The organism is Saccharothrix luteola (assembly GCF_020859565.1).
Lineage (GTDB): Bacteria > Actinomycetota > Actinomycetes > Mycobacteriales > Pseudonocardiaceae > Actinosynnema > Actinosynnema luteola.
The window spans coordinates 157,483-179,356 of sequence record NZ_JAJHUO010000016.1; the positions used below are offsets into that span (position 1 = coordinate 157,483).

At 71.7% G+C, this 21,874-nt stretch carries 20 protein-coding genes and 1 pseudogene; 12 read left to right on the forward strand and 9 right to left on the reverse strand.

Translation table 11 applies throughout. The features are described from left to right. Window positions 1-19 precede the first annotated feature (19 nt). Both LNK82_RS22895 and LNK82_RS22900 read right to left on the reverse strand, forming a co-directional pair. Complete coding sequence (locus tag LNK82_RS22895; RefSeq protein WP_230569097.1) at window positions 20-490, reverse strand: cupin domain-containing protein; 471 nt, start codon at window positions 488-490, stop codon at window positions 20-22. 120 nt (window positions 491-610) lie between these two features. Continuing rightward, window positions 611-1,312: a hypothetical protein gene (locus tag LNK82_RS22900; RefSeq protein WP_230569098.1), complete on the reverse strand. Its 702-nt coding sequence runs from the start codon at window positions 1,310-1,312 to the stop codon at window positions 611-613. Between the two features lie 287 nt (window positions 1,313-1,599). On the opposite strand from LNK82_RS22900, the gene LNK82_RS47855 reads away from it, so the two are divergent. After that, window positions 1,600-1,809, forward strand: coding sequence for an acyl carrier protein (locus LNK82_RS47855; RefSeq protein ID WP_230569099.1), 210 nt, complete (start codon window positions 1,600-1,602; stop codon window positions 1,807-1,809). Between the two features lie 98 nt (window positions 1,810-1,907). Here the strand turns inward: LNK82_RS47855 and LNK82_RS22910 are convergent, their stop codons facing one another. Continuing rightward, entirely contained in the window at window positions 1,908-2,861 is a 954-nt protein-coding gene (locus LNK82_RS22910) for a hypothetical protein (RefSeq protein WP_230569100.1), read from the reverse strand. A gap of 177 nt (window positions 2,862-3,038) precedes the next feature. Between LNK82_RS22910 and LNK82_RS47860 the strand changes: the two genes are divergently transcribed. Continuing rightward, complete coding sequence (locus LNK82_RS47860) at window positions 3,039-3,482, forward strand: undecaprenyl diphosphate synthase family protein (protein WP_308257255.1); 444 nt, start codon at window positions 3,039-3,041, stop codon at window positions 3,480-3,482. Next, complete coding sequence (locus LNK82_RS47865) at window positions 3,388-3,750, forward strand: undecaprenyl diphosphate synthase family protein (RefSeq protein ID WP_308257254.1); 363 nt, start codon at window positions 3,388-3,390, stop codon at window positions 3,748-3,750. Before LNK82_RS47860 ends, LNK82_RS47865 begins: the two co-directional genes overlap by 95 nt. Before the next feature lie 33 nt (window positions 3,751-3,783). Here LNK82_RS47865 and LNK82_RS22920 read toward each other — a convergent pair whose 3' ends face one another. Beyond that, complete coding sequence (locus LNK82_RS22920; protein ID WP_230569101.1) at window positions 3,784-5,685, reverse strand: S9 family peptidase; 1,902 nt, start codon at window positions 5,683-5,685, stop codon at window positions 3,784-3,786. 130 nt (window positions 5,686-5,815) lie between these two features. On the opposite strand from LNK82_RS22920, the gene LNK82_RS22925 reads away from it, so the two are divergent. Then, a complete protein-coding gene (locus tag LNK82_RS22925; protein ID WP_230569102.1) occupies window positions 5,816-6,292 on the forward strand; it encodes a S8 family serine peptidase in 477 nt (158 codons plus the stop codon). A 150-nt stretch (window positions 6,293-6,442) separates the two neighbouring features. Here the strand turns inward: LNK82_RS22925 and LNK82_RS22930 are convergent, their stop codons facing one another. Together LNK82_RS22930 and LNK82_RS22935 are read right to left on the reverse strand one after the other, a co-directional pair. Continuing rightward, window positions 6,443-7,666, reverse strand: a complete 1,224-nt coding sequence (locus LNK82_RS22930; protein WP_230569103.1) for a serine hydrolase domain-containing protein — start codon at window positions 7,664-7,666, stop codon at window positions 6,443-6,445. A 30-nt stretch (window positions 7,667-7,696) separates the two neighbouring features. Continuing rightward, window positions 7,697-8,524 carry a DUF4097 family beta strand repeat-containing protein gene (locus LNK82_RS22935; RefSeq protein ID WP_230569104.1) on the reverse strand — a complete coding sequence of 276 codons (828 nt, stop codon included), beginning with the start codon at window positions 8,522-8,524 and terminating at the stop codon, window positions 7,697-7,699. A gap of 681 nt (window positions 8,525-9,205) precedes the next feature. On the opposite strand from LNK82_RS22935, the gene LNK82_RS22940 reads away from it, so the two are divergent. After that, a complete protein-coding gene (locus LNK82_RS22940) occupies window positions 9,206-10,177 on the forward strand; it encodes an aldo/keto reductase (protein WP_230569105.1) in 972 nt (323 codons plus the stop codon). Window positions 10,178-10,188: 11 nt separating this feature from the next. On the opposite strand, the gene LNK82_RS22945 is transcribed toward LNK82_RS22940, so the two are convergent. The 3 genes and pseudogenes from LNK82_RS22945 to LNK82_RS22950 all read right to left on the reverse strand — a co-directional run bounded on the left by LNK82_RS22945 (window position 10,189) and on the right by LNK82_RS22950 (window position 11,877). Beyond that, window positions 10,189-10,602, reverse strand: a complete 414-nt coding sequence (locus LNK82_RS22945) for an alpha-amylase family protein (RefSeq protein WP_230569106.1) — start codon at window positions 10,600-10,602, stop codon at window positions 10,189-10,191. A 3-nt stretch (window positions 10,603-10,605) separates the two neighbouring features. Then, window positions 10,606-10,713, reverse strand: a pseudogene (locus tag LNK82_RS48625) (alpha-amylase family glycosyl hydrolase); the annotation flags it as partial. Between the two features lie 30 nt (window positions 10,714-10,743). Further along, the gene (locus LNK82_RS22950; RefSeq protein ID WP_230569107.1) at window positions 10,744-11,877 is read right to left on the reverse strand and encodes an ROK family transcriptional regulator; all 1,134 of its coding nucleotides are present in this window, start codon (window positions 11,875-11,877) and stop codon (window positions 10,744-10,746) included. Window positions 11,878-12,461: 584 nt separating this feature from the next. Here LNK82_RS22950 and LNK82_RS22955 point away from each other — a divergent pair. The 7 genes from LNK82_RS22955 (at window position 12,462) to LNK82_RS22985 (ending at window position 21,770) form a co-directional block, all read left to right on the forward strand. Further along, window positions 12,462-13,814, forward strand: a complete 1,353-nt coding sequence (locus LNK82_RS22955) for a cellulase family glycosylhydrolase (protein WP_230569108.1) — start codon at window positions 12,462-12,464, stop codon at window positions 13,812-13,814. Window positions 13,815-14,276: 462 nt separating this feature from the next. Then, entirely contained in the window at window positions 14,277-15,620 is a 1,344-nt protein-coding gene (locus LNK82_RS22960; RefSeq protein ID WP_230567691.1) for an ammonium transporter, read from the forward strand. Continuing rightward, window positions 15,617-15,955, forward strand: coding sequence for a P-II family nitrogen regulator (locus LNK82_RS22965; protein ID WP_230567690.1), 339 nt, complete (start codon window positions 15,617-15,619; stop codon window positions 15,953-15,955). The genes LNK82_RS22960 and LNK82_RS22965 overlap by 4 nt, the downstream gene beginning before the upstream one ends. Window positions 15,956-15,985: 30 nt before the next feature. Further along, window positions 15,986-18,340: a [protein-PII] uridylyltransferase gene (locus tag LNK82_RS22970; protein ID WP_230567689.1), complete on the forward strand. Its 2,355-nt coding sequence runs from the start codon at window positions 15,986-15,988 to the stop codon at window positions 18,338-18,340. Between the two features lie 223 nt (window positions 18,341-18,563). After that, window positions 18,564-19,106 carry an AAA family ATPase gene (locus LNK82_RS22975; RefSeq protein ID WP_230567688.1) on the forward strand — a complete coding sequence of 181 codons (543 nt, stop codon included), beginning with the start codon at window positions 18,564-18,566 and terminating at the stop codon, window positions 19,104-19,106. 55 nt (window positions 19,107-19,161) lie between these two features. Continuing rightward, window positions 19,162-20,697 carry a signal recognition particle protein gene (gene ffh / locus LNK82_RS22980; RefSeq protein WP_230567687.1) on the forward strand — a complete coding sequence of 512 codons (1,536 nt, stop codon included), beginning with the start codon at window positions 19,162-19,164 and terminating at the stop codon, window positions 20,695-20,697. Beyond that, the gene (locus LNK82_RS22985; RefSeq protein WP_230567686.1) at window positions 20,694-21,770 is read left to right on the forward strand and encodes an amidohydrolase family protein; all 1,077 of its coding nucleotides are present in this window, start codon (window positions 20,694-20,696) and stop codon (window positions 21,768-21,770) included. The genes ffh and LNK82_RS22985 overlap by 4 nt, the downstream gene beginning before the upstream one ends. Window positions 21,771-21,874: the final 104 nt, after the last annotated feature.

A 21,874-nucleotide genomic window follows, 5' to 3' on the forward strand; every position in this document is an offset into this window, starting at 1 on the left:
TGTCGCGACGTTCACGCGCTCAGCGCGGTGGGCCGAGGACGACTTGGCCGAACTCGTCGGCCGCCTTGGCCATCAGCTCGGGTGACAGCTCGAAGCCTGCCGGCCTCGGGGTGGACAGGTCCCGCCCGGCCATGCGGAACATGCCTTCGAGGCCACCGGGGGTGGCGATCATCAGCAGGTCGGCGTGGTCGGAGGTGATGCGGTAGCCGTGGGGCACGTTGCGGGGCAGGTAGATGATGCCGCCCTCCTCCAGTTCGACCGCGTCCTCGTCGCCCGACCACACCAGCGCGGTGCCGGAGATCAGCATGAAGATCTCGTCTTCCCTGGTGTGCAGGTGGAACGGTGGCGCTTCGCCCTTCTCGGCGGCGAACCGGCCGACCGTGAGCTGTCCGCCGGTGGCCGCGCTGTCGAGCAGGACGGAGAACGTGCTGCCGCCGATCCACTCCAGTTGCTGCTGTTCCCCGGGCTGTGCCAGGTGCACCATGCTCATCGAACCGCTCCTCCTCCGACCGCACGTCAGCCAGTTACCTGTTCGAACAGGAAAGTTCGCGTGCCTGTTCCGGGTCGGACTGCGAAGTGGTCCACGACACCACTGGCGCGAGGTCGGTCGTCAGCGCACGGCGAGCACGAGACGCCGCAGGCCGGCCAACGCGTCGTCCACGACCGTCGAGGGCAGGCGCTTGGTCACGTCCAGCATCTCCTGCGTGATCGTCTGGGGCGGCAGGTGCTTGTTGGTCAGCTCGTCGACGTCCTTGACGAAGCCGGTGCAGGCGGTGCCGGCCTGAGCGGTGGTGATGAGGAACAGGTGGATCGCGGTCCGCGGCTGTCCTTGCGCCTCGTTCCGCGTCCACGTCGACTCGACCGCTTGTGCGCAGGACTTGAGGGACTCGCGCAGTTTCACCCCGTGCCAGGTGAGCTTGTCCTGCACCCACTCGGCCAGCAGATCGGTCGCGTACGCCTGGAAGGTGTCCCTCGTGGCGTGGTCCAGGAAGATCTCGACCCCCGTCGAGGGGCTCGCGGGCGTGGTGCTCACCTCGGCCTTCGCCAGTGAGGGCAGCAGCGTCCAGCCCGGCGCGGGCAACGACGTGCGGGCCAGGTCCGCTCTCACCGCTCCGGCCAGGTCGTCGTGCACCGGTTGCGTGACGGTGACCCGGGCGGTCGGTGCGGAGACGAGCAGGACCACTTTGGAGCCGTTGGTGACCTCGACGTCGCCGTTCAGGCGCCGACACGCCGTGACGAACAACGACCAGGGGGCCTGGACCGGGATCGGGGCGCAATAGCGGCCCGCGGTGGACGCCGTCGGCACGGTCACGGTCGCCGGGAAGGTCGTGGGAGGGGCGTCGCCGGTAGTGGTCGGCCCTGGATCCGAATGTCGGCAACCGGAAGCGATCAGCACGACGGCCAGTGCGGTGGCAGTGCGGCGCGAGAACGGCATCGCGCCACCTCCTCGATGAGATGAACCCCTGCACAAGGGGTGTCGCAGCGGAGGGCAGGGCGTTACGGCGCGGGCGCGGCACCGCGTACCGGCATCGGGGCGACGGGGTCCGCCCGCCCTCGGCTCCGACGCCGCCGGGGTGGTGCTCGCGGTCGGAGGCCGTGGTGCACGCGCTCGCCGCACTGCTCGGCACCCAGCCCTCGGCCGTCACGGCGCACGCGAAGTTCACCGATCTCGGGCTGGACTCGCTGCTCGCCGTCGCCCTCACCCGCAGACTCCACGTGGACCTGGACATCTCCCTGACCCCCGCGGAGGTATGGGCGCACCCGTCGCCCGCCGAACTGGCCGGGCACATCGACTCGTCGTTGGGGTAGCACTCGCGCACCGGGACCAGCGGTGGCCGCACCCGCGCCGGCCGCCGCCGGTACTCGCGGCACCGAGCAGGTCTCCTGTGCGTTTCGGGGTGGGTCGGTTATGCGCGGCCTTGGCTCGCTGCCGCGCTCAGCATGTCCAAGTCGATGGAGTACCAGGTCGATCCGAGGAAGGCGTGCAGCACATCGCCTCTGCCGGTGTAACGCAGTCCGCGGGCCTCCAAGCCGTCGGGCAGGACCAGACGGCAACGCCCGCCTTGCTGACGTACCCCGTCCTGGCAGATCCGCAGCAGCGTCGCGACGTCGTACTCGGGACCCGAGCCGCGGAGGAGGGCGAGGTCCGGACCGCGTCGCAGCAGCTGGTGGGCCGACCTGTACGGGGAGGGTCCCCAATCGGTCACCGCGGTGCCGACGGCGGACAGGATGTGGAACTTGTTGTAGGGGCAGAAGTAGGCGGTCTCACCGTCGACGTTGAGCGAGTAGCAGTCGGAGATGTAGGGCAGACCGGCATCGAACGGGTAGAGCCACTCGGTGGTCAGATCGTCCCTGAAGCGGGCGAGCCCGTGCCCTTCCGGACCACTCCCGCCCATCGCTTCGTCGAAGTACCCGACCCAAACCTTGCCCGCGGGCGTGGTCAGCAGCTCCTCGATGGCGTCACCGATGTATCCGCTGTGCTCAAGCTCGCCGCCGCTGGTCCACACCTCCGCGTTGACCGCGCCGGGCTTGGCCCGTGCAGCCGCCAGGAGAACGCGCTCGTCGGGCAGCGGCTGCACGAAACTCACCCGCAGGTCCGTCTCCACCTCGATCGCGCCGACGACCCTCCGCCGGCCGCCGACGTGCCAGGTCACCTGCTTCCGCTTGCCGCCGTCGCGGTACGGCCACACGGCGAAGGCCGTGCCGTCGGGACCCACGCTCACCGCCTCGGGCTCCCACGTCGTCGCGGTGGGGTCCGCCGGCCTCACGAAGCCGTGCCGTCGAAGCGGCACGACCGGCAGCGTCAACACCTCCACCCGCCGCCGAAGGCTCGCCCGGTCGCGTTCCGCGTTGGTGCTCATGACCGAGATCATCCCAGGTGGGAAGGGCCCGGTTGGGTCCCGCGCGCCGAACGGTCCCGGCGGATGCAGGTTCGACCGGTGTACCTTCGCCCCGTGGGACTGGTCGAGTCTTTGTACGCTCGACGGCTGCGCCGTCAGGTGGCGAGCGGTCTGCTTCCCCGCCACGTCGCGCTCATCATGGACGGGAATCGTCGCTGGGCCCGCGAACGGGGTTACGCGAACCCCAGCATCGGTCACCTGCACGGCGGTGAGCACCTGGAGACCGTCCTGGGGTGGTGCGCCGACCTCGGCATCCGGTATGTGACCGTGTTCGTCGCGTCGAGCGACAACCTGCGCAAGCGCGGTTCGGAGGAGACGGCCTTCCTGATGGAGGTCGTCGAACGGGTCGTGGTCGACCGGGTGGTGGCGCGGTCGGAGAGGTGGCGCCTGAACGTGACCGGGCGGCTCAACCTCCTCCCCGACTCGACCGCGCACGCGCTCAAGAGGGCGCGGGACATGACGTTGGAGCGTGCGACCGACTCGGAGTTTGACGGTCGCGGTCGGCTACGACGGCCGCGAGGAGATCGTCGACGCGGTCCGCTCGCTGCTCGACCAGGCCGCCGAACGCCGTGTCACCGTTGAGGAACTGGCCGCCACGCTCACCGTCGAGGACATCACCGCCCACCTCGACCCCGCCGGCAGGCCGGACCCCGACCTCGTCATCCGGACCAGCGGCGAACGCCGGCTCTCCGGTTTCCTGTTGTGGCAGGCCGCCGATTCCCGGTTGCACTTCTGCGACGTCTACTGGCCCGCTTTCCGGCAAGTGGACTTCCTGCGCGCATTGCGCTCTTACGCGGTGCGGCGGGGTTCCCAGCCACGCCCCTCACGATGTGCGAAACCTCGTCCGTGAGCTGCCGGCGAGGGGTGGGCCACGCGCCCTCGGTCAGGGCCGGAGCCAGCGGCCGAACCACGTGCGGGTCCGGTGCAGGACGTCCAGTTGGTGGTGGCGTTCCCGGATCGAGTGCCCCTCCCTCGGGTAGATCACGAACTCGTGCTCGACGCCGAAGTGGCGCAGCGCCCGGTGGAGGTACACGGACTGGCCGAGGGGCACGTTGGTGTCCTCCGCGCCGTGCAGGATGAGCACCGGCGTGCGAATGCGACCGGCGAAGGAGATCGGACTGACGGCGTCGTGCGGATGCGGACCGATGCCGGACCACCCCGTGCTGCCGCCGAGCGCCGCTTCGAACTGGCCGTGCTCGCCGGTCGCGGCGAGCATGCCCCAGTCGACGACCCCGGCGAGGACCAGCGCGGCGCGGAACCGGTCGGTCTGGCCCACGGCCCAGGCGGACATGAACCCGCCGTGGCTCCCGCCGGCGATGCCCAGCCGATCCGGGTCGGCGACGCCCTCGGTGACGAGCAGGTCGATGCCGGTCAGGATGTCGGTCCACTCCTCCTGCCCGACCCGGCCCGCCACGCTGAGGGCGAACCGGTGGCCGTGACCCTGGCCCCCGCGCGGGTTGGGCAGGAACACCGCGTAGCCGGCGGTGGCCAGCCACTGCGCGCTGGGGAACCAGAACAGCTGGAGACGATCGGCGTAGCGGTCGTACGGGCCTCCGTGCACGATCGTGACGAGCGGGAACGGGCCGTCCGAGGCGGTTCTCCCGACTGGCAGCACGAGCAGGCCGTCGAGGTCGAGGCCGTCGGCGGCGCGGTAGGCCAGCGGTCGTTGGGTCCCCAGAGCGGTGCCGTTCAGTTCCGGACGGGTGTCGGTGATCTTTCGCAGCGGCCCGGTCGGTGGCCCGACGTGGACGTTGGCGGGCTCGTACCGGGTGCCGGTCAGAGCCCCGATCTGCTCGCCGGCGGGTGTGGTGGTGAGGTCGTCGAGGCGGCCGGGGTGCTGCGACAAGGTCGTGGGACCGGTCGGCTCGAGCCGGGCCAGGGTCGTGTTCAGGCCGTCGGCGAACACGACCAGTGGAGCGGTATCGGTCTGGTGCAGTTCGGTGGGGCACATCGGGAGGCCGGACGTCCGGTTGCGCAGGACGCGGCTGTCCACGGCCAGGTCGAACACGGCGGTGCCGGCTTGCAGCGACGGCGGGGTGAGGGCGAGGTAGCCCAGGTGCCAGCCGTCCTCGCCAGGCCACCAGGCCAGCGACCGTGCGTCCGCCCCGACCGCGCCGAGGTCCACGGTGGCCCCGGTCGTGGGGTCGAACAGGTGCAGGCGGCCGGTGCGAGGGCCGTAGTCGTGGTCGCTGCCGGCCTGGGTGAGCACGGCGAGCGGGCCGCCGTCGGGTCGTTGCCGCAGTTCCACGACGTGCCGGTCGCCGAACACAGCCGGCGTCGTGACCTGGCCGGTGTGCAGGTCGAGCAGGCGCAGTCGGGCCCGCGGTTCGCGTTCGCCGACCACAACGGCGTCGTCGCGGTCCCGGGCGCGGCGCATGTCCTGTTCGGTGGGTTCGTCCTGGGCGAGCAGGGCGACCAGGTCGGGGTCCGCGAGCGGCAGGTGGTCGATGATGCCGGCGCGCCAGTGGGTCACCGCGGTCACCGCGCCGGAGGCGAGGGTGAGCCGGTGCACCTGCGAGGTGCCGCGGTCCGCGCGGTCGGACCGGAAGAACACCGTGCCCGAGTCCGCGGACCAGCGTGGTCGGGACTCCGTTGCGGTGTCGGTGGTCGCCCGGCGCGACGCGGCGGCGCCGTCGGTGTCGACGAGCCGGAGTTCGGTGTCGAGGTGGTCACCGGTCCGGCTGGTGGGAGCGAGGACGTAGCAGAGCAGCTTCCCGTTCGGGGCAAGGGCTGGGGTCTGCGGTGCGCGACCATCAACCACGTGTTCGGCGGTCAGATCCGTCATGTGATCAGTCTGCCGCCCTCTCGCGGACGCCGAGCCGGAGCGCTTTCCGGGATCGCAGCGACCCGACAAGGCAGCGGTCGGCGAAGGGGACGCCCAGGACCTGCTGCGCGAGCTGCGGCAGGACCCGGCGGTGGCCGAGGTTTCGCTCGACTACGAGCGGCGTACCACGGCCACGCCCGGAGACCCGTTCTTCGCGAGCCACCAACTGTCCTGTTCGGACACGGTTCGGCTGGGACAGGCTTGGGACGTCAACAAAGGCTCGACCGGTCAGGTGGCCGCGGTGCTGGACACCGGCGTCAACGGGCTGCACGACGATCTGCGAGGTGTGACGGTCACCGGCTACAACGCCCTGACCGGCGTGGAGATCGCGGCCGGCGCCGACTCGGACGACCACGGCCACGGCACGATGACGGCCGGGATCGCCGCGGCGAACACCGGCAACGGGATCGGTATCGCCGGTGCGGCCTGGACCGCCCGCGCGATGCCGGTCAAGGTGCTCGACGCCGGTGGCCGCAGCGACTCCACCACCGAGTACCGGTGGGTCCACGCCGGGTCGACGGCGTTCATCGGGTGCGACTCCCCGATCACGACGGTCCGGGTCAGGTGAGCGGGTTCGACCCGAACCGGTCGTGACCGGCCGGCTCGTGACCGGTCGCGGCCGGCGCTGTCGCCACCTGGGAGACGGCCTCCGCATGGTCTGCGCACCCGCGGAGGCCGTCGCCGGTGGGAGCCGTCTGGTGATCTCACCGCCTCGGCGTCACCGGAGGCAGTCGCGGACGGCCTTGGCCAGGTCGGCCGCGCGCGGGTCGTCGGGGCGGAAGTTCCACAGGTTGGTGACGTAGGCGAAGCCGACACCGGCGTCCGGGTCGGCGAAGCCGATCGACCCGCCGGAGCCGGGGTGGCCGAACGACCCCGGGCCGAGCATCGGCATCGGCGGGCAGGACCGCCAGAAACCGAGGGACATGTTGAAGGAGCGGTCGGCCGGGATCTCCAGGCCCGCGGGCAGGCCGTGCATGCGGGTCCCGCCGGTCTGGACCTCCGTCGCCCGCTCGACGGTCGCCGGGTCGAGCAGCCGCACGCCGTCGACGTCGCTGACCGTGGCCGCGTACATGCGGGCGATCGAGTGCGCGTCGGCGACCATGTTCGCGGCCGGGAACTCGGCGGCGCGCCAAGCACGGGTGGTGAAGTAGGCGGAGGTGTTGTCGAAGGCGCCGCCGACCTCGCCGGCGCGGGCCTGGACCGAGTCCGCGCCCCAGACGGCCTGGACCCAGGCGGTGACCGTGTCGGCGTCCAGCCCGGTCGTGGCGATCATCCCGGCGAGCAGTTCCTCCACGCTGAACGGTGCGGCGTAGTGGAGGGTGGCGACGCGGTCCTCGTGCTCCTCGGGCAGCCCGATCCAGGCGTCGAGGCCGAGCGGGGCGGCGACCTCGTCGGCGAAGTACGTGCCGAGTGACTTGCCGGTGACCCGGCGGACGACCTCGCCGACGAGGAACCCGTAGGTCATGCTGTGGTAGACGTGCTCGGTGCCCGGCTGCCACAGCGGCGCCTGCGCTTCGAGCGCGCGGATGACCGGGTCCCAGGCGCACGCCTGCTCGAACGTCAGCGGCCCGTCCACGATCGGCAGGCCGACCTGGTGCGAGAGCAGCCAGCGGACCGGGATGTCGGCCTTGCCGTTCGCGCCGAACTCCGGCCAGTACCTGGTCACCGGGGCGTCGAGGTCCAGCTCGCCGCGTTGGACCAGCATGTGGGCGCAGATGGCGGCGGCGCCCTTCGTGGTGGACGCGACCTGGACGATCGTGTCCCCGGTCCACGGGCGGTTGGTCTCGCGGTCGGCCAGGCCGTCGCGCAGGTCGACCACCGGTCGTCCGCCGACGTAGACGGTGCACGCCGCTCCGACCTCGCCGCCGTCCGCGAAGTTCGCGCGGAAGACGTCGGCGACCTTGCCCCAGCCCTGCTCGACCTGCTCGTAGGTGGTGTTCATGGTGATTGGTCCTTCCTGGTGGGTCGGGGTTCAGGCCGTGGCGCGGTGGATGACGATGTCGTCGAGCCGGGTGCGGGCGTGGATCTTGACGGTGTCGGTGGGGTTGGTCGGTGCGGGCAGGGTGTTGCGCACGACGCCCTTGGTGCTGTTGGCGTCCACTTCGGCGGTGGCGTCGTCGGGGACGCCGATCTCGATGCCGCCGGAGGCGTTGGCGAGTTCGACCTGGCCGCGGGTGACGTGGCCGATGCGGATGGGGCAGTTGGCGGCGCGGGCGGTGACGCTGCCGTCCGCGTGGTCGACGGTGAAGGCGCCGTTGGAGCCGCCGAGGTCGATGTCGGAGCGGGCGTGGCCGATCCAGACCTCGCCGGTCGTGCCCTGGTAGCGGACGGTGCCGTCGACCTCGCCCAGCCGCAGGCCCGCCGTGCCGCCGTCGACGTCGACGGCGCCCGCGACGTGGTCGACCTGGACCGTGCCGCCGCCGAGGTTGCCGCGCAGCGCGGCGACCCGGTCGAGGAGGACGTGGCCGGAGGCGGTGTTGAGCTCGCAGGCGCCGAGTGGGCCGGTGGCGCGCACGTCGCTCCACGCGGTGTTCAGGACCAGTGCGGAGCCGGCGGGCAGCTCGACGGTGATGGCGACCGAGCCGGTCTTGTCGCCGGACTTGGTGGTCTTGATCGACAGCGTGCCGTCGGTGAAGTCGATCTTGGTGCGTTCCGCGACCTTGACGTCGGTCTTGTTCGCGCTGTCGAGCGGCTCGACGTGCACGACGGTGTCGGCGCGGTCGCCGGCGGTGACCCGGACGTGGGCGCCGGCGGTGGTCAGCGCGGCGGTGACGGGTGCCGGCGTGGTGAAGCTGGGCATGTCGCATCTCCCCTGGTGAGTGGCCCGTCCGGGGTGGTCGGGCCGTTCGATGGGGATACGATCACCGGCCGCGCTGACACCGTGCAGCCACGGCGCTGACACTGTCCTGTCCGCGGCCCGGTGGCGATGACAGCGCCACCGCCCGGCACATCGCGCTCTGTCAGCTGTCGCCGACGTGGACGGTGCCGCCGAGGGCTACGACCTGTTGTTCCAGATCCCGGGTTCCGGCTTGGTGCCGGAACGGGGTCGAGGTCCAGCTTGCGCCGGAACGCCGCCGGCGGACCAGACCTTGGAGGTATTCCCGTCGAACGGGGGTGGACGCCTGTGAGGTCGACCGCCCGGCCTGGTCGTCGGTGTGAGATCAACAAGACGCTGACTAGTCCTCTGGGGTAACGAGATGCGTGTCGGCCGGTATGCGGCAGGGTGTCTTGTGCGTTGCAGCGCGGATGCGTATACATACCGACCATAGATCGGATGTATGAGCGGGGGGTGCGCGCGGTCGCCGAAGTTGTCCGGCTCTGCGATCGATGTCAACAGTCGAAACCGAGGAGCGCAGTTGCAGCGAACGAGTTGTCCGACCACCGCCGCGCTCGACCGCACAGGTCGAGTTGCCGGCGCCGGGCGTGCCGCCGGCTCGGCCGCGGACGAGATGCGCACCCTCCGCCGTGCGGGGGTGCGGCGATGAGCGGTGACACCCGGGAACTGCCGCGACGTCCACTCGGGACCACCGGCGTCACCGTGACCGAGTTGGGGTTCGGCGCCGCGCCGATCGGCAACCTCTACCGGGCTCGACCGGACGACGTGGCCCACGCCGTCATCGAGGCGGCCTGGGCGGAAGGGGTGCGGTACTTCGACACCGCGCCCCACTACGGGCTCGGCCTGTCCGAACGGCGGCTCGGCGCCGCGTTGGCCGGCCGGCCGCGCGACGACTACGTCATCTCCACGAAGGTCGGACGGCTGCTGGAGCCGAATCCCGCGCCCACGGGCTCGGACCTGGCGCACGGTGGGTTCGACGTGCCGGACGACCAGGTCCGCGTCCGCGACTACAGCGCCGACGGGGTGCTGCGCAGCATCGACGCCAGCCTGCGGCGCCTGGGTGTCGACCGGATCGACATCGTGCTCGTCCACGATCCCGACGACCACGTCGACCAAGCGCTGACCGAAGCCGTTCCCGCCCTGGTCGCGCTGCGCGAGCAAGGGGTCGTGCGGGCGGTCGGCTTGGGGATGAACCAGTGGCAGGCGCCGCTGCGGGCGGTCCGGGAGACCGACGTCGACGTCATCATGGTGGCCGGCCGTTGGACCCTCGTGGATCGAACGGCGGCGCCCCTGCTCGACGCGTGTGCGGAACGCGGGGTGTCGGTCCTGGCCGCCGCTCCCTACAACTCCGGTCTCCTGGCTCGGCCCTGGCCGCCGGACGACGCCTACTTCGACTACGGGCCGGCGCCGGCCGACGTGCTCGCGGTGGCCCGGTCGTGGGCCGGGACGTGCGAGCGGCACGGGACCACGCTGCCGCACGCGGCCATGGCGTTCCCGTTGCGACACCCTGCCGTCGCGTCCGTGGTCACCGGGCTCGGCGCGGTCGACCACGTCCGTGCCGCCGCGGACCGGATCCGGGAACCGGTGCCGGAAGGCCTGTGGGCCGCCGGCCGGTGAACCGCCGGGGCTTAGGTGGCGTCGAGCCAGTCGCAGCTCTCGCGCCACAGCCGGCCCGTCTCCACGAGGCCGGGGTCGTCCTTGACGAGCGACGCCGCCATGTCGACGCGGAACCCGGCGACCCCCAGGTCGAACCAGTGCGCCATGATCTCCCGCAGCGCGGCGCGGTTGGCCCGCGGCCCGTCGGCTTCGACCGGGGCGCGCCACGGCTCGTCGGGGTCGGTGCGCGCGTAGCCGAAGTTGAGCGCGGGCCGCACGGGGAAGAAGTTCGGCAGGTAGGAGCCGCCGCGCCGCCCCGAGCCGGGCACGAAGCCCTCGACGGGGACGTCGCTCCACACGTACCGGTCGTCGTCCGGGTCGTCGGCGGACGCCCGGAACCAGGGGTGCTGGTCGGAGGTGTGCCCGGCGACGACGTCGAGCCACACGGCGCCGACGCCCAGCCACCGCAGGTAGTCGAGCCGGGCGGTGATCTCGGCGAGGTCGCCGATCCCGTCGGCGCCGGCACGGCCGGAGTCCGCGAAGCTCTGCGGGTACAGGTGGGTAGTGCCGCTGCCCGATCTCGGACGTCAGACCGTGCCGGTGATCGTCGCCTTGATGGCCAGAGCGGCGCCGGACCTGGCCCACTCGCTGTGGTCGAACGGCTGCACGTCCAGCTCCACCAACGCCGGGTCGTCGTCGAAGGTGTCCTCGATGCCGTCGTGCACCAGTTGCGTCGAGACCTCGTACAGCGGCAGGCCCTCGCCGGTGAGCAGGACCTTCTGCGGGTCGACGGCGTTGGCGACGGTGCCGATGAGCACGCCGAGCGCGTAGCCGGCCTCGTCGAACACCTGCCGCGCCTGCGGGTCTCCCGCGCGGGCCCGGTCGAGTGCCTCTTCGTAGGTGGGGCGACCGGTCAGGCGTCGCAGTATCACGTGCGTCAGCAGGTAGGCGGAGACGCACCCGCGCCGGCCGCAGCCGCACAGCGGTCCGCGTGCGTCGACGAGGGTGTGGCTGAAGCAGGGCGGCAGGCCGTGCGCGCCTTCGACGAGGCCGCCGTTGAGGATCAGCCCGGTGCCGACGCCCGCGCCGACGGTGATGACCGCCATGGACCGCAGTCCGGCGCCGGGACCGAACCAGTGCTGCGCCGCGGTGAGCGCCTGCACGTCGTTGCCGACCGCGGTGGGGACGCCGGTGGCCCGGGTTACCGCGGCCTTGAGCGGCACGTCGGTCCAGCCGAGGTGCTCGTCGCGCACCACCACACCGTCGAGGGCGATCCCGCCCAGCGTCACCCCCACGCCGGTCGCGAGGGGGAAGCGCGTGGCCACGTCGGCGATCTGGGCGACCACGTCGTCGGGGTCGGGGGAGCGCAGCGGCTCGTGGGTGGCGGCGACCGCAGTCGTGGTCAGGTCGGTCATCGTGGCGTAGAGCCGTTCGGCGGTCAGCTTCACGCCGAGGAAGTGGTGTGCCCCGCCCCGCACGTGGAGCATCTCGGAGGGCCGACCGGCCGAGGGGTGCGGCCGGTTGTCGCCCTGCACCAGAAGCCCTTCGAGCATCAATGACCTGGTCACGCGGGTGAGGGTCGGCCGGGACAGGTGCAGCCGGTCGGCGATCTCGGCCCGGGACAGCGGCCCGTGGACCAGCACCTCCAGCAGGACGTCCCGGGCGACGGAGGACAGGTCCGGCCACGAGGGAGTGGTGCGGGTGCCGGCTTCCGAGGTCACCGGCCGACGATACCGGGGCTCCCGGAGCGCGGTGCTCGCCGTCGCGTGGGGTGTTGTCACGAAACCACTCCTCGTGCGTGTGGGAGCGTTACCAGAGTTCATTACTAAGCGTGATATTCGGTGAACCGACCACCTGCGTAGTGGGAGTGACTTGAGCGGGCGTCCTCGCGTCGATCGGTTCACCTGTTCACCTCCGGTTCGGCGGGGAGGGGTGTGGGTTCATCGGCCCCGCGTGGCACGCCCGCCTGGGTGTGGCTGGTGGTGAGTGCGATCAAAACTACTGGTCAGGGACCTATACGGGCAGGCGTTGACTTCTCGGCGATGGCGGACGTACCGTGTGGGAGCACAAGTTCCAGCTAGAAACTAATACGGTTCGCAGTCAGGCGCCACCCCGTTCCGCGACCGGGCCGCGACGGCTCGGGTCGAGCTGGTGGACCTCCGGGCTGCGGCCATGCAATGACGTACTGTCAACAGCTCTTCTGGGAGCGCTCCCAGGACCGTGGAGCAGTCGAACCCTGTACGAGGCTTGAGCTGGGCAGACAAACCGGACAAGTGTCATCGACTCAACGAGGTGTCGAAAGACCATGAGAACAAGGATCGCTGCGGCCGTCGCCGCGCTGCTCGTCGCCGCCGGCTTAGGGACGACCGCCCTGTCACAGGCCCAGGAAGCCGCCCCGGAGGCAGTGGGCCTGCACGTCAGCGGGACCAAGGTCGTGGAGGCCGGCGGGCAGCCGTTCGTGATGCGGGGTGTCAACCACCCGCACGTCTGGTTCACCGGCGAGACCGACTCGTTCGCCGACATCAAGGCGCTGGGCGCGAACACCGTGCGCGTGGTGCTGGGCACCGGGAAGCGGTGGGGGCCGTCCACCGACGTGCCCGCCGTGATCGACCTGTGCAAGCGCAACCGGATGATCTGCGTGCTGGAGGTGCACGACACCACCGGGTACGGGGAGGAGGGCGCGGCGGCGTCGTTGGACGAGGCGGCGAACTACTGGATCGGCCAGAAGAGCGCTCTGGTGGGCCAGGAGGACTACGTCGTCATCAACATCGGCAACGAGCCGATCGGCAACGTCGACGCCGCGCAGTGGACCGATGCGACCGCGAACGCGGTGAAGAAGCTGCGGGCCAACGGTTTCGAGCACCTGCTGATGGTCGACGGGCCGAACTGGGGCCAGGACTGGCAGAACGTCATGCGGGACAACGCCCAGACCATCTGGAACGCCGACTCCCGCCGCAACACCGTGTTCTCCATCCACATGTACAGCGTCTACAACACAGCCTCGAGCATCACTTCCTACTTCGACGCCTTCCAGAGCAAGGGCCTGCCGCTGGTCGTCGGCGAGTTCGGCTGGCAGTTCAAGAGCGGTGAGGTCGACCACGAGACGATCCTGAGCGAGGCGCAGAAGCGGGGCCTGGGCTACCTGGCCTGGTCGTGGAGCGGCAACTCCGACCCGATCCTGGACATGGCGACCGCCTTCGACCCCGCCCGGCTCACCACGTGGGGTCAGCGGATCTTCAACGGCGCCAACGGCATCAAGGCCACCGCCAAGGAAGCCGCGATCTTCGGCGGCACGACCACGACCACCACGACCACCACGACGACGACCACCACCACGACCACCACGCCCGGCGGCGGACTCGCCTGCACCGCCGCCTACACGGTCACCAACCAGTGGCCGGGCGGCTTCCAGGGCGAGGTCCGGATCACGGCGGGGACGTCGGCGATCAAGGGCTGGACCGTCACCTGGACCTTCGCCGACGGCCAGGCCATCACCAACGCCTGGAACGCCACCGTCACCAGCAGCGGCTCGACCGTGACGGCCCGCAACGCCGGCTACAACGGCAGCCTCGGCGCGGGCGGCAGCACCTCGTTCGGGTTCACGGCCTCGTCGCGCGGCGCGAACAGCGCCCCGACCGCCTCCTGCACCGCGAGCTGACCCGGTCACACCCGTGGGGGGGGGGGGGGGGGGCCACCCCCCCCCCCCCCCCCCCCCCGCGCGGGGGGGGGGGGGGGGGCCCCCCCCCCCCCCCGCGGGGGGGGCGGGGGGGGGGGGCGGGCGCCCCCCCCCCCCCCCCGGGGGGGGGGGGCCCCCCGGCCGGTCTGGCAGGCTCGGCCGCGACCACGGGGCACGGCGGCCGACCGTTGGTGACCCAGCGTCGTCAGGCCATTGCGCGGGATCACACGAACCACCGCAAAGCCGAGTCGCGCTCGCACGGTCCGTCACCGGAAATCTCGCGGCGACCCGGACTGGTTGCGGGCGGAACTGCTTGCTTCAACCCCGCGAAACGTGCCTGTAACACCAGGGGCGGGACAGTTCACCTGTACGAAACCTGAGGCGCAACCGCGTGAAACAGGACATACCGATGCTCCCTGCAACCGACGTGCAGTGGAGGTCGACGTGGATACAGGGGACACCGCCTGGGTGCTCACCAGTGCCGCACTGGTGCTGTTGATGACGCCGGGACTTGCCTTCTTCTACGGGGGCATGGTCCGGTCGAAGAGTGTGCTCAACATGATGATGATGAGCCTGGGCGCAATCGCCGTGGTCGGTGTGCTCTGGGTGTTGGTCGGCTATTCGATGGCGTTCGGCACCGACGTCGGCGCCGGCCTGCTCGGCAAGCCGTTCGAGTTCTTCGGCCTCGACGGCCTGCTCGGCAAGGAGTCGTTGTCGGGGACCATCCCGAGCACCGTCTTCGTCGCGTTCCAGGCGATGTTCGCCATCATCACGGTGGCGCTGATCTCCGGCGCGATCGCCGACCGGGCGCGCTTCGGGCCGTGGCTGCTGTTCGCCGGCCTGTGGGCCGTGCTCGTGTACTTCCCGGTCGCGCACTGGGTGTTCGACTTCGACGGCAAGGACGCTGACGGCAACGTCGTCGACGCGGGCGGCTGGATCGCCAACAAGCTGCTCGCCATCGACTTCGCGGGTGGCACGGCGGTCCACATCAACGCCGGTGCGGCGGGCCTCGCGCTGGCGCTCGTCCTCGGCAAGCGCGTCGGTTGGCCGAAGGACCGGATGAAGCCGCACAGCCTGCCGCTGGTCGTGCTGGGCGCGGGTCTGCTGTGGTTCGGCTGGTTCGGCTTCAACGCGGGCTCCGCCCTCGGCGCGAACGCCACCGCCGGCGTCACCTTCGTCAACACCCTGGTCGCCACCGCCGCCGCGATGCTCGGCTGGCTGCTCGTGGAGCGCGTGCGCGACGGCAACGCCACCACGCTCGGCGCCGCGTCCGGCGTTGTCGCGGGCCTGGTCGCCATCACCCCGGCCTGCTCGTCGGTCACCCCGCTCGGGGCCATCGCGATCGGCGCGATCACCGGCGCCCTGTGCGCCCTGGCGGTCAGCTTGAAGTACCGCTTCGGCTTCGACGACTCGCTCGACGTGGTGGGCGTGCACCTGGTCGGTGGCCTCTCCGGCACCATTCTGATCGGCTTCTTCGCCAGCTCCTCCGCCCCGGCGGGCATCGACGGCCTCTTCTACGGCGGCGGCGTCGACCAGTTGTGGCGGCAGGCCGTCGGCGCGCTGGCCGTGCTCGCGTACTCGTTCGTGCTGAGCCTCGTCCTCGGCTACCTGGTCAAGCTCACCGTCGGCTTCCGCGCCGACGAGGAGGCCGAGGTCGCCGGCATCGACGAGGCCGAGCACGCGGAGACCGCGTACGAGTTCGGCAGCGGCATCGGCGCCCGTGGCGGCAGCAAGCCCAGTGTCGCCGCCGGCGCCACTGCGGTCCTCGAGGGGAGCAACAAGTCATGAAGTTGGTCACCGCGATCATCAAGCCCTTCACCCTGGACGACGTGAAGGCGTCCCTGGAGCAGCTGGGCGTGCTGGGCATGACCGTCAGCGAGGTCCAGGGGTACGGCAGGCAGAAGGGCCACACCGAGGTCTACCGCGGCGCCGAGTACGCCGTGGACTTCGTGCCCAAGCTGCGCATCGAGGTCCTGGTGGACGACACCGCCGTGGAGAAGGTCCTCGACGCCGTCGTGGAGGCCGCGCGCACCGGCAAGATCGGTGACGGGAAGGTCTGGGTGACGCCGGTCGACACCGTCATCCGGGTCCGCACCGGGGAGCGCGGCTCGGATGCCCTATAGGGATCCGAAGTAGGAATGGGAGACGGCCGTATGGATAACGCCGAGGCGGCCGTCGTCACGGCTGACGACCTGGTGCGAGCACGCGATCGGCTGCTCGCGCCAGGTCGGCGCCGTTTGACGGGGGAGTCGCTGCGCGAGGCGCTGGTGGACCTGCACGAGTTCTGGCTCACCGCGCACGCCTCGCTGTCGGGCGTCGGCGGACCGGGCAGTGGGGTCGCACTGGTCGCCGTGGGGGGTCTGGGCAGGCGGGAGCTGGTGCCCTATTCCGATCTCGACCTGCTCTTGGTGCACAACGGGCACAAGGGCGTGGACGGGATCGCCGAGAAGCTCTGGTACCCGCTGTGGAACTCCGGCATCGGCCTCGACCACTCGGTGCGCACGGTCGGCGAGGCGCTGCGCGTCGCCGCCGGTGACCTGCGCACCGCGTTGGGGCTGCTGGACATCCGCCACATCGCGGGCGACCAGGAGATCAGCAAGCGGCTGACCGACAGCGCCCGGCAGGCGTGGCGCACCGGGGTGCGCACGAGGCTGGACGAGATGGCCGAGTCGGCGTCGCGGCGGTGGGCCCGCAGCGGCGAGATCGCGCACCGCGTCGAGCCGGACCTCAAGCACGGCCGCGGTGGGCTGCGCGACGTGACGCTGCTGGACGCGTTGAGCGCGGCGCAGCTGACCGACCGGCCGTCCGCCGAGGTCAACGAGGCCCGCAAGCTGCTGCTGGACGTGCGCACCGAGCTGCGCCGGGTGGCGGGCAAGCCGCGCGACGTGCTCCGCGCGCAGGACGGTGACGAGGTCGCCACCGCGTTGGGCCTGCAGGACCGCTTCACGCTGGCCCGGTCGATGTCGTCCGCCGCCCGCACGATCGTGTACGCCGTGGACGTGGCCATGCGCACAGCGCGCGCCGCGGTGCCCAAGCGCGGGCTGGGCGTGTTCGCCCGTTCCCCGCTCAGGCGTGCCCCGGCCAGGCGCCCGCTGGACGAGGGCGTGGTGCTGCACGGCTCCGAGGTGGCGTTGGCGCGTGACGCCGTGCCCAGCCGCGACCCGGCCCTGCTGCTCCGCGTCGCCACGGCCGCCGCGCGCAGCAAGCACCCGATCGCCCCGGGCACGTTGGCCAAGCTCGCCGACTCGGCACCGGAGCTGCGCCAACCGTGGCCGAGGGAGGCCCGCGAGGAACTGCTGGCCCTGCTCGGCACCGGCGTGGGCCTGATCGACGTGGTCGAGGCGCTGGACCGCACCGGCCTGTGGGGCAGGCTCTTCCCCGAGTGGGGCGCGGTGCGCGACCTGCCGCCGCGCGACGCCGCGCACACGTGGACCGTCGACCGGCACCTGGTGCAGGCCACCGCGCACGCCGCACGCCTGGTGACCAGGGTCTCCCGGCCGGACCTGCTGCTGCTCGGCACGTTGGTGCACGACATCGGCAAGGGCAGGCAGGCCGACCACTCCGAGGTCGGCGCGGCGATCACCACCCAGATCGCCGAACGGCTCGGCCTGTGGCCGCAGGACGTGGCCACGCTCACCGCGCTGGTGCGCCACCACCTCCTGCTGCCGCACACGGCCACCCGCCGTGACGTGGAGGACGAGGCCACCGTGCGCCGCGTGGTGGACACGCTCGGCGGCGACCCCGTGCTGCTGGAGCTGCTCTACGCGCTGGCCGAGGCCGACGCCGTGGCCACCGGGCCGGGCGTGTGGTCGGACTGGAAGGCCTCGCTGATCAGCGACCTGGTCGCGCGCTGCCGCACGGCGATGGCGGGCGACCCGCTGCCCGAGCCGGAGCCGTTGGACCAGCGCCAGCAGGACCTCGCGCGGGCCGTGCTGGCCAGCGGCAAACCGGACGTGCTCATCGACCCGGGCGACCACGCGGCCACCGTGACGGTGGTCGCGCCCGACCGGCCGGGGCTGCTGTCCCGGGCGGCCGGCGTGCTCGCGCTGAACTCCCTGGAAGTGCACGCCGCCACCCTGCGCTCCCACGAGGGCGCGGCCGTGGACGTGTTCACGGTGTCGCCCAGGTTCGGCTCCCTGCCGGACGTGACCCTGCTGCGCGAGCAGCTCACCAGGGCGCTGGACGGCTCCCTCGCGCTGGCCGACAAGCTCGCCGCGAAGGAACGCGACTACGGCGGCCCGCCGCAGGACCCGCCGCCGCCGAAGGTGCTCTGGTTCGACGACGAGTCGACCGGCGCGGTGGTGCTGGAACTGCGCGCGGCGGACCGGATCGGGCTGCTGCACCACGTCGCGGACGCGTTGGAGCAGTCCGGAGTGGACATCGTCTGGGCGCGGGTGTCCACATTGGGCTCCACGGTGGTGGACTCGTTCGCCATCACCTCGCCCGAAGGCGGCAACGCCGACCAGCGGCGGCGGGTCGAGCGGGCCGTGCTGCTCGCCGCGCGCTGAGGTTGCGTAGGTCTACGCACAACCGACCGAGGGTGCTCACGCTGCCGGTGGACCCCCGTGCCGGGGGAGGCTTCTCCCCGTGGCACAGGGGACCGCGCGGCCGGGGGGCGCCGGCGGGGTCAGCGCCACCGCGTGGTCGGGAGCGGCCTGTCGAGGGGTTGGGCCGCTCTCGATCACGCCCGGAACTCGTGGTCGTCCGAAACGTCTCTTTAGTATGGATGCGATGACCGCTGTCGCCGTGAGGCCGCGCTCGCTGGTCGTGCTGGCCGGACTGCCGGGAGCGGGCAAGTCGACGCTGCTCGCCGCCGCCGACACGGGCGGCGCGCCCACCGTCGTGCTGGATTCCGACCAGGTGCGGACCAGCCTCCGCGCCTTCTTCCCCAAGGCCCTGCCGTACCGGCTCTACCGCCCGTTGGTGCACTTCGTGCACCGGGCCCGGATCGTGTGGTTCGCGATCACCACGAACGGCCTGCTGCTCGTGCACGAGCCGTCCACCCGCCCGACCACCCGCGCCGGCCTCGTCGCCGTCGGCGCGCTGACCAACCGGCCACGGCACTTCCTGTGGCTGGACGCGAGCCCCGAGCAGGCCCTGTCCGGCCAGGTGGCGCGGGGCAGGCTGATCCGGTCGCGGTCGTTCACGCGGCACGTGCGCCGCGCGGCCAGGCTCCGCGCCCGGTTCGCCGAGGGCGTGCCGCCGCGCGGCTGGCAGGGCCTGACCCTGCTGACCCGTCGTGACCACCTGCGCCTGTCGGTGACGCCGGCGTGAACGGCTACCCTGAGTACGAGGAACCCACCGACGACGTGCGAGGTCTGGCGGCATCGTGTTCAACACCCTTTCCGACCGGCTCACCTCGGTCCTGCAGAACCTGCGGGGCAAGGGGCGGCTGTCCGAGGCCGACATCGACGCCACCGCGCGCGAGATCCGGGTCGCGCTGCTGGAGGCCGACGTCGCGCTGCCCGTGGTGCGCACGTTCATCGCGAAGGTCAAGGAGCGCGCCAAGGGCGCCGAGGTCAGCCAGGCCCTGAACCCGGCCCAGCAGGTCGTCAAGATCGTCAACGAGGAGCTGGTCGGCATCCTCGGCGGGGAGACCCGCAGGCTCAACCTGGCCAAGAACCCGCCGAGCGTGATCATGCTCGCGGGTCTGCAAGGTGCCGGTAAGACCACCCTGGCGGGCAAGCTCGCCAAGTGGCTCAAGGGCCAGGGCCACACCCCGATGCTGGTGGCGTGCGACCTCCAGCGCCCCAACGCGGTGACCCAGCTGCAGGTGGTCGGCGAGCGCGCGGGCGTGCCCGTGTTCGCGCCCGAGCCCGGCAACGGCGTGGGCGACCCGGTCGACGTGGCCCGCAAGGGCATCGAGGAGGCCAAGCGGGCGCAGCACGACATCGTGCTGGTCGACACCGCGGGCCGCCTCGGCGTCGACGAGGAGATGATGCGCCAGGCCGTCGACATCCGCGCCGCCGTGCAGCCCGACGAGGTGCTGTTCGTGGTCGACGCGATGATCGGCCAGGACGCGGTGAACACCGCCACGGCGTTCCAGGACGGCGTCGGCTTCACCGGCGTGGTGCTCACCAAGCTCGACGGCGACGCCCGCGGTGGCGCCGCGCTCAGCGTCCGCGAGGTCACCGGCCAGCCCATCCTGTTCGCCTCGAACGGCGAGAAGCTGGAGGACTTCGACGTCTTCCACCCGGACCGGATGGCGAGCCGGATCCTGGGCATGGGCGACATGCTCACCCTCATCGAGCAGGCCGAGCAGGCGTTCGACGCCGACCAGGCCGAGGCCGCCGCGGTCAAGATGGGCTCCGGCCAGCTCACGCTCGAGGACTTCCTGGAGCAGATGCTGGCCCTGCGCAAGATGGGCCCGATCGCGAACCTGCTCGGCATGCTGCCCGGCGCGGGCCAGATGAAGGACCAGCTGGCCAACCTGGACGAGCGGCACCTGGACCGGGTGCAGGCGATCATCCGCGGCATGACCCCGGCCGAGCGCGACGACCCGAAGATCATCAACGCGTCCCGCCGGCTGCGCATCGCCAACGGCTCCGGCGTCCGGGTCAGCGACGTGAACGACCTGGTCAACCGCTTCTTCGAAGCGCGCAAGATGATGAGCCAGATGGCCGGCCGCTTCGGCCTGCCCGGCGGTGGCGGCAAGAACAACCGCAAGGGCAAGGGCAAGAAGGGGAAGAAGGGCAAGGGCCGCGGCCCCACCCCGCCGAAGGTGCGCGGCGGGTTCCCCGGCATGCCCGGGATGATGCCCGGCATGCCTCCGCAGGGCGGCGGTCCCGCGCTGCCACCCGGCCTCGGCGGCTTCGACCAGCTCCCGCCCGGCTTCGACCCGTCGAAGCTGAAGTTCGACAAGTGAGCGGCCTGCACCTGCGGGGCGTCGTCCTCCCCGAGGGTGGCGACCCGCGGGACGTCTGGGTGGTCAACGGGCGGATCCGCACCCGGCCGGTGCCCGGCGCGACCACCGTCAGCAGCGGCGGGTACCTGGTGCCCGGCCTGGTCGACGCGCACTGCCACGTCGGCCTGGGCGCCAGGGGCGCGGTCGACCTGCCCGAGGCGGTCGACCAGGCCCTCGCCGACCGGCGGACGGGCACCCTGCTCATCCGCGACTGCGGCTCGCCGCTGGACACGCGACCGCTGCAGGAGCGCCTCGACCTGCCCCGGATCATCCGCGCGGGCAGGCACCTGGCCAGGCCCAAGCGGTACATCAAGTACCTGGGCGTCGAGATCGAGGACCCGGCCGACCTGCCGTCCGCCGTGGCCGAGCAGGTCGCCGCCGGCGACGGCTGGGTGAAGCTGGTCGGCGACTGGATCGACCGCTCCACCGGCGACCTCGCGCCCCTGTGGACCGAGGACGTGCTCACCGAGGCGATCAAGGTCGCGCACGAGAACAAGGCCAGGGTCACCGCGCACGTCTTCGGCGAGGACGCCCTGCCCGCCCTGCTCAACGCGGGCATCGACTGCATCGAGCACGGCACGGGCCTGACCGACGACACGATCGCGCAGATGGCCCGCAACGGGACCGCGCTGGTGCCGACGTTGATCAACATCGAGAACTTCCCGGCCATCGCGGCGGGCGCCGACAAGTACCCGGTCTACCAGGGCCACATGCGGCACCTGTACGAGCGCAACACCGAGACCATCGCGAAGGCGGTCGAGGCGGGCGTGCCGGTGTTCGCGGGCACGGACGCGGGCGGCGGCATCGAGCACGGCCGGATCGTGGACGAGATCAAGGCGCTGCACGGGGTCGGCCTGAGCACCACCCAGGCCCTCGGCGCGGCGTCCTGGGCCGCCCGCGAGTGGCTCGGCTTCCCGTCGCTGACCGAGGGCGCCGCGGCCGACGTCGTGGTCTACGAGGACGACCCGCGTGAGGACCTCGACGCCCTGCGGCACCCGAAGCTGGTCATGCTGCGCGGCCGGATCCACGCCTGACCTCGCGGCGCCCGGTCGGCTGCGGTAGGAAATCCGTGATGGGGGCGGGTGGCGAGGAGTTCTTCCGCCACCCGTGGTGAGTGCTGCCGCCGTCAGGGTGATCT

Bases quoted from the DNA above. Each gene is read 5' to 3' on its own strand.
- LNK82_RS22895 (WP_230569097.1), bottom strand. From the start codon at position 490: ATGAGCATGGTGCACCTGGCACAGCCCGGGGAACAGCAGCAACTGGAG.
- LNK82_RS22910 (WP_230569100.1), bottom strand. From the start codon at position 2,861: ATGAGCACCAACGCGGAACGCGACCGGGCGAGCCTTCGGCGGCGGGTG.
- LNK82_RS47860 (WP_308257255.1), top strand. From the start codon at position 3,039: ATGGACGGGAATCGTCGCTGGGCCCGCGAACGGGGTTACGCGAACCCC.
- LNK82_RS22920 (WP_230569101.1), bottom strand. From the start codon at position 5,685: ATGACGGATCTGACCGCCGAACACGTGGTTGATGGTCGCGCACCGCAG.
- LNK82_RS22930 (WP_230569103.1), bottom strand. From the start codon at position 7,666: ATGAACACCACCTACGAGCAGGTCGAGCAGGGCTGGGGCAAGGTCGCC.
- LNK82_RS22935 (WP_230569104.1), bottom strand. From the start codon at position 8,524: ATGCCCAGCTTCACCACGCCGGCACCCGTCACCGCCGCGCTGACCACC.
- LNK82_RS22940 (WP_230569105.1), top strand. From the start codon at position 9,206: ATGAGCGGTGACACCCGGGAACTGCCGCGACGTCCACTCGGGACCACC.
- LNK82_RS22955 (WP_230569108.1), top strand. From the start codon at position 12,462: ATGAGAACAAGGATCGCTGCGGCCGTCGCCGCGCTGCTCGTCGCCGCC.
- LNK82_RS22965 (WP_230567690.1), top strand. From the start codon at position 15,617: ATGAAGTTGGTCACCGCGATCATCAAGCCCTTCACCCTGGACGACGTG.
- LNK82_RS22970 (WP_230567689.1), top strand. From the start codon at position 15,986: ATGGATAACGCCGAGGCGGCCGTCGTCACGGCTGACGACCTGGTGCGA.
- LNK82_RS22975 (WP_230567688.1), top strand. From the start codon at position 18,564: ATGACCGCTGTCGCCGTGAGGCCGCGCTCGCTGGTCGTGCTGGCCGGA.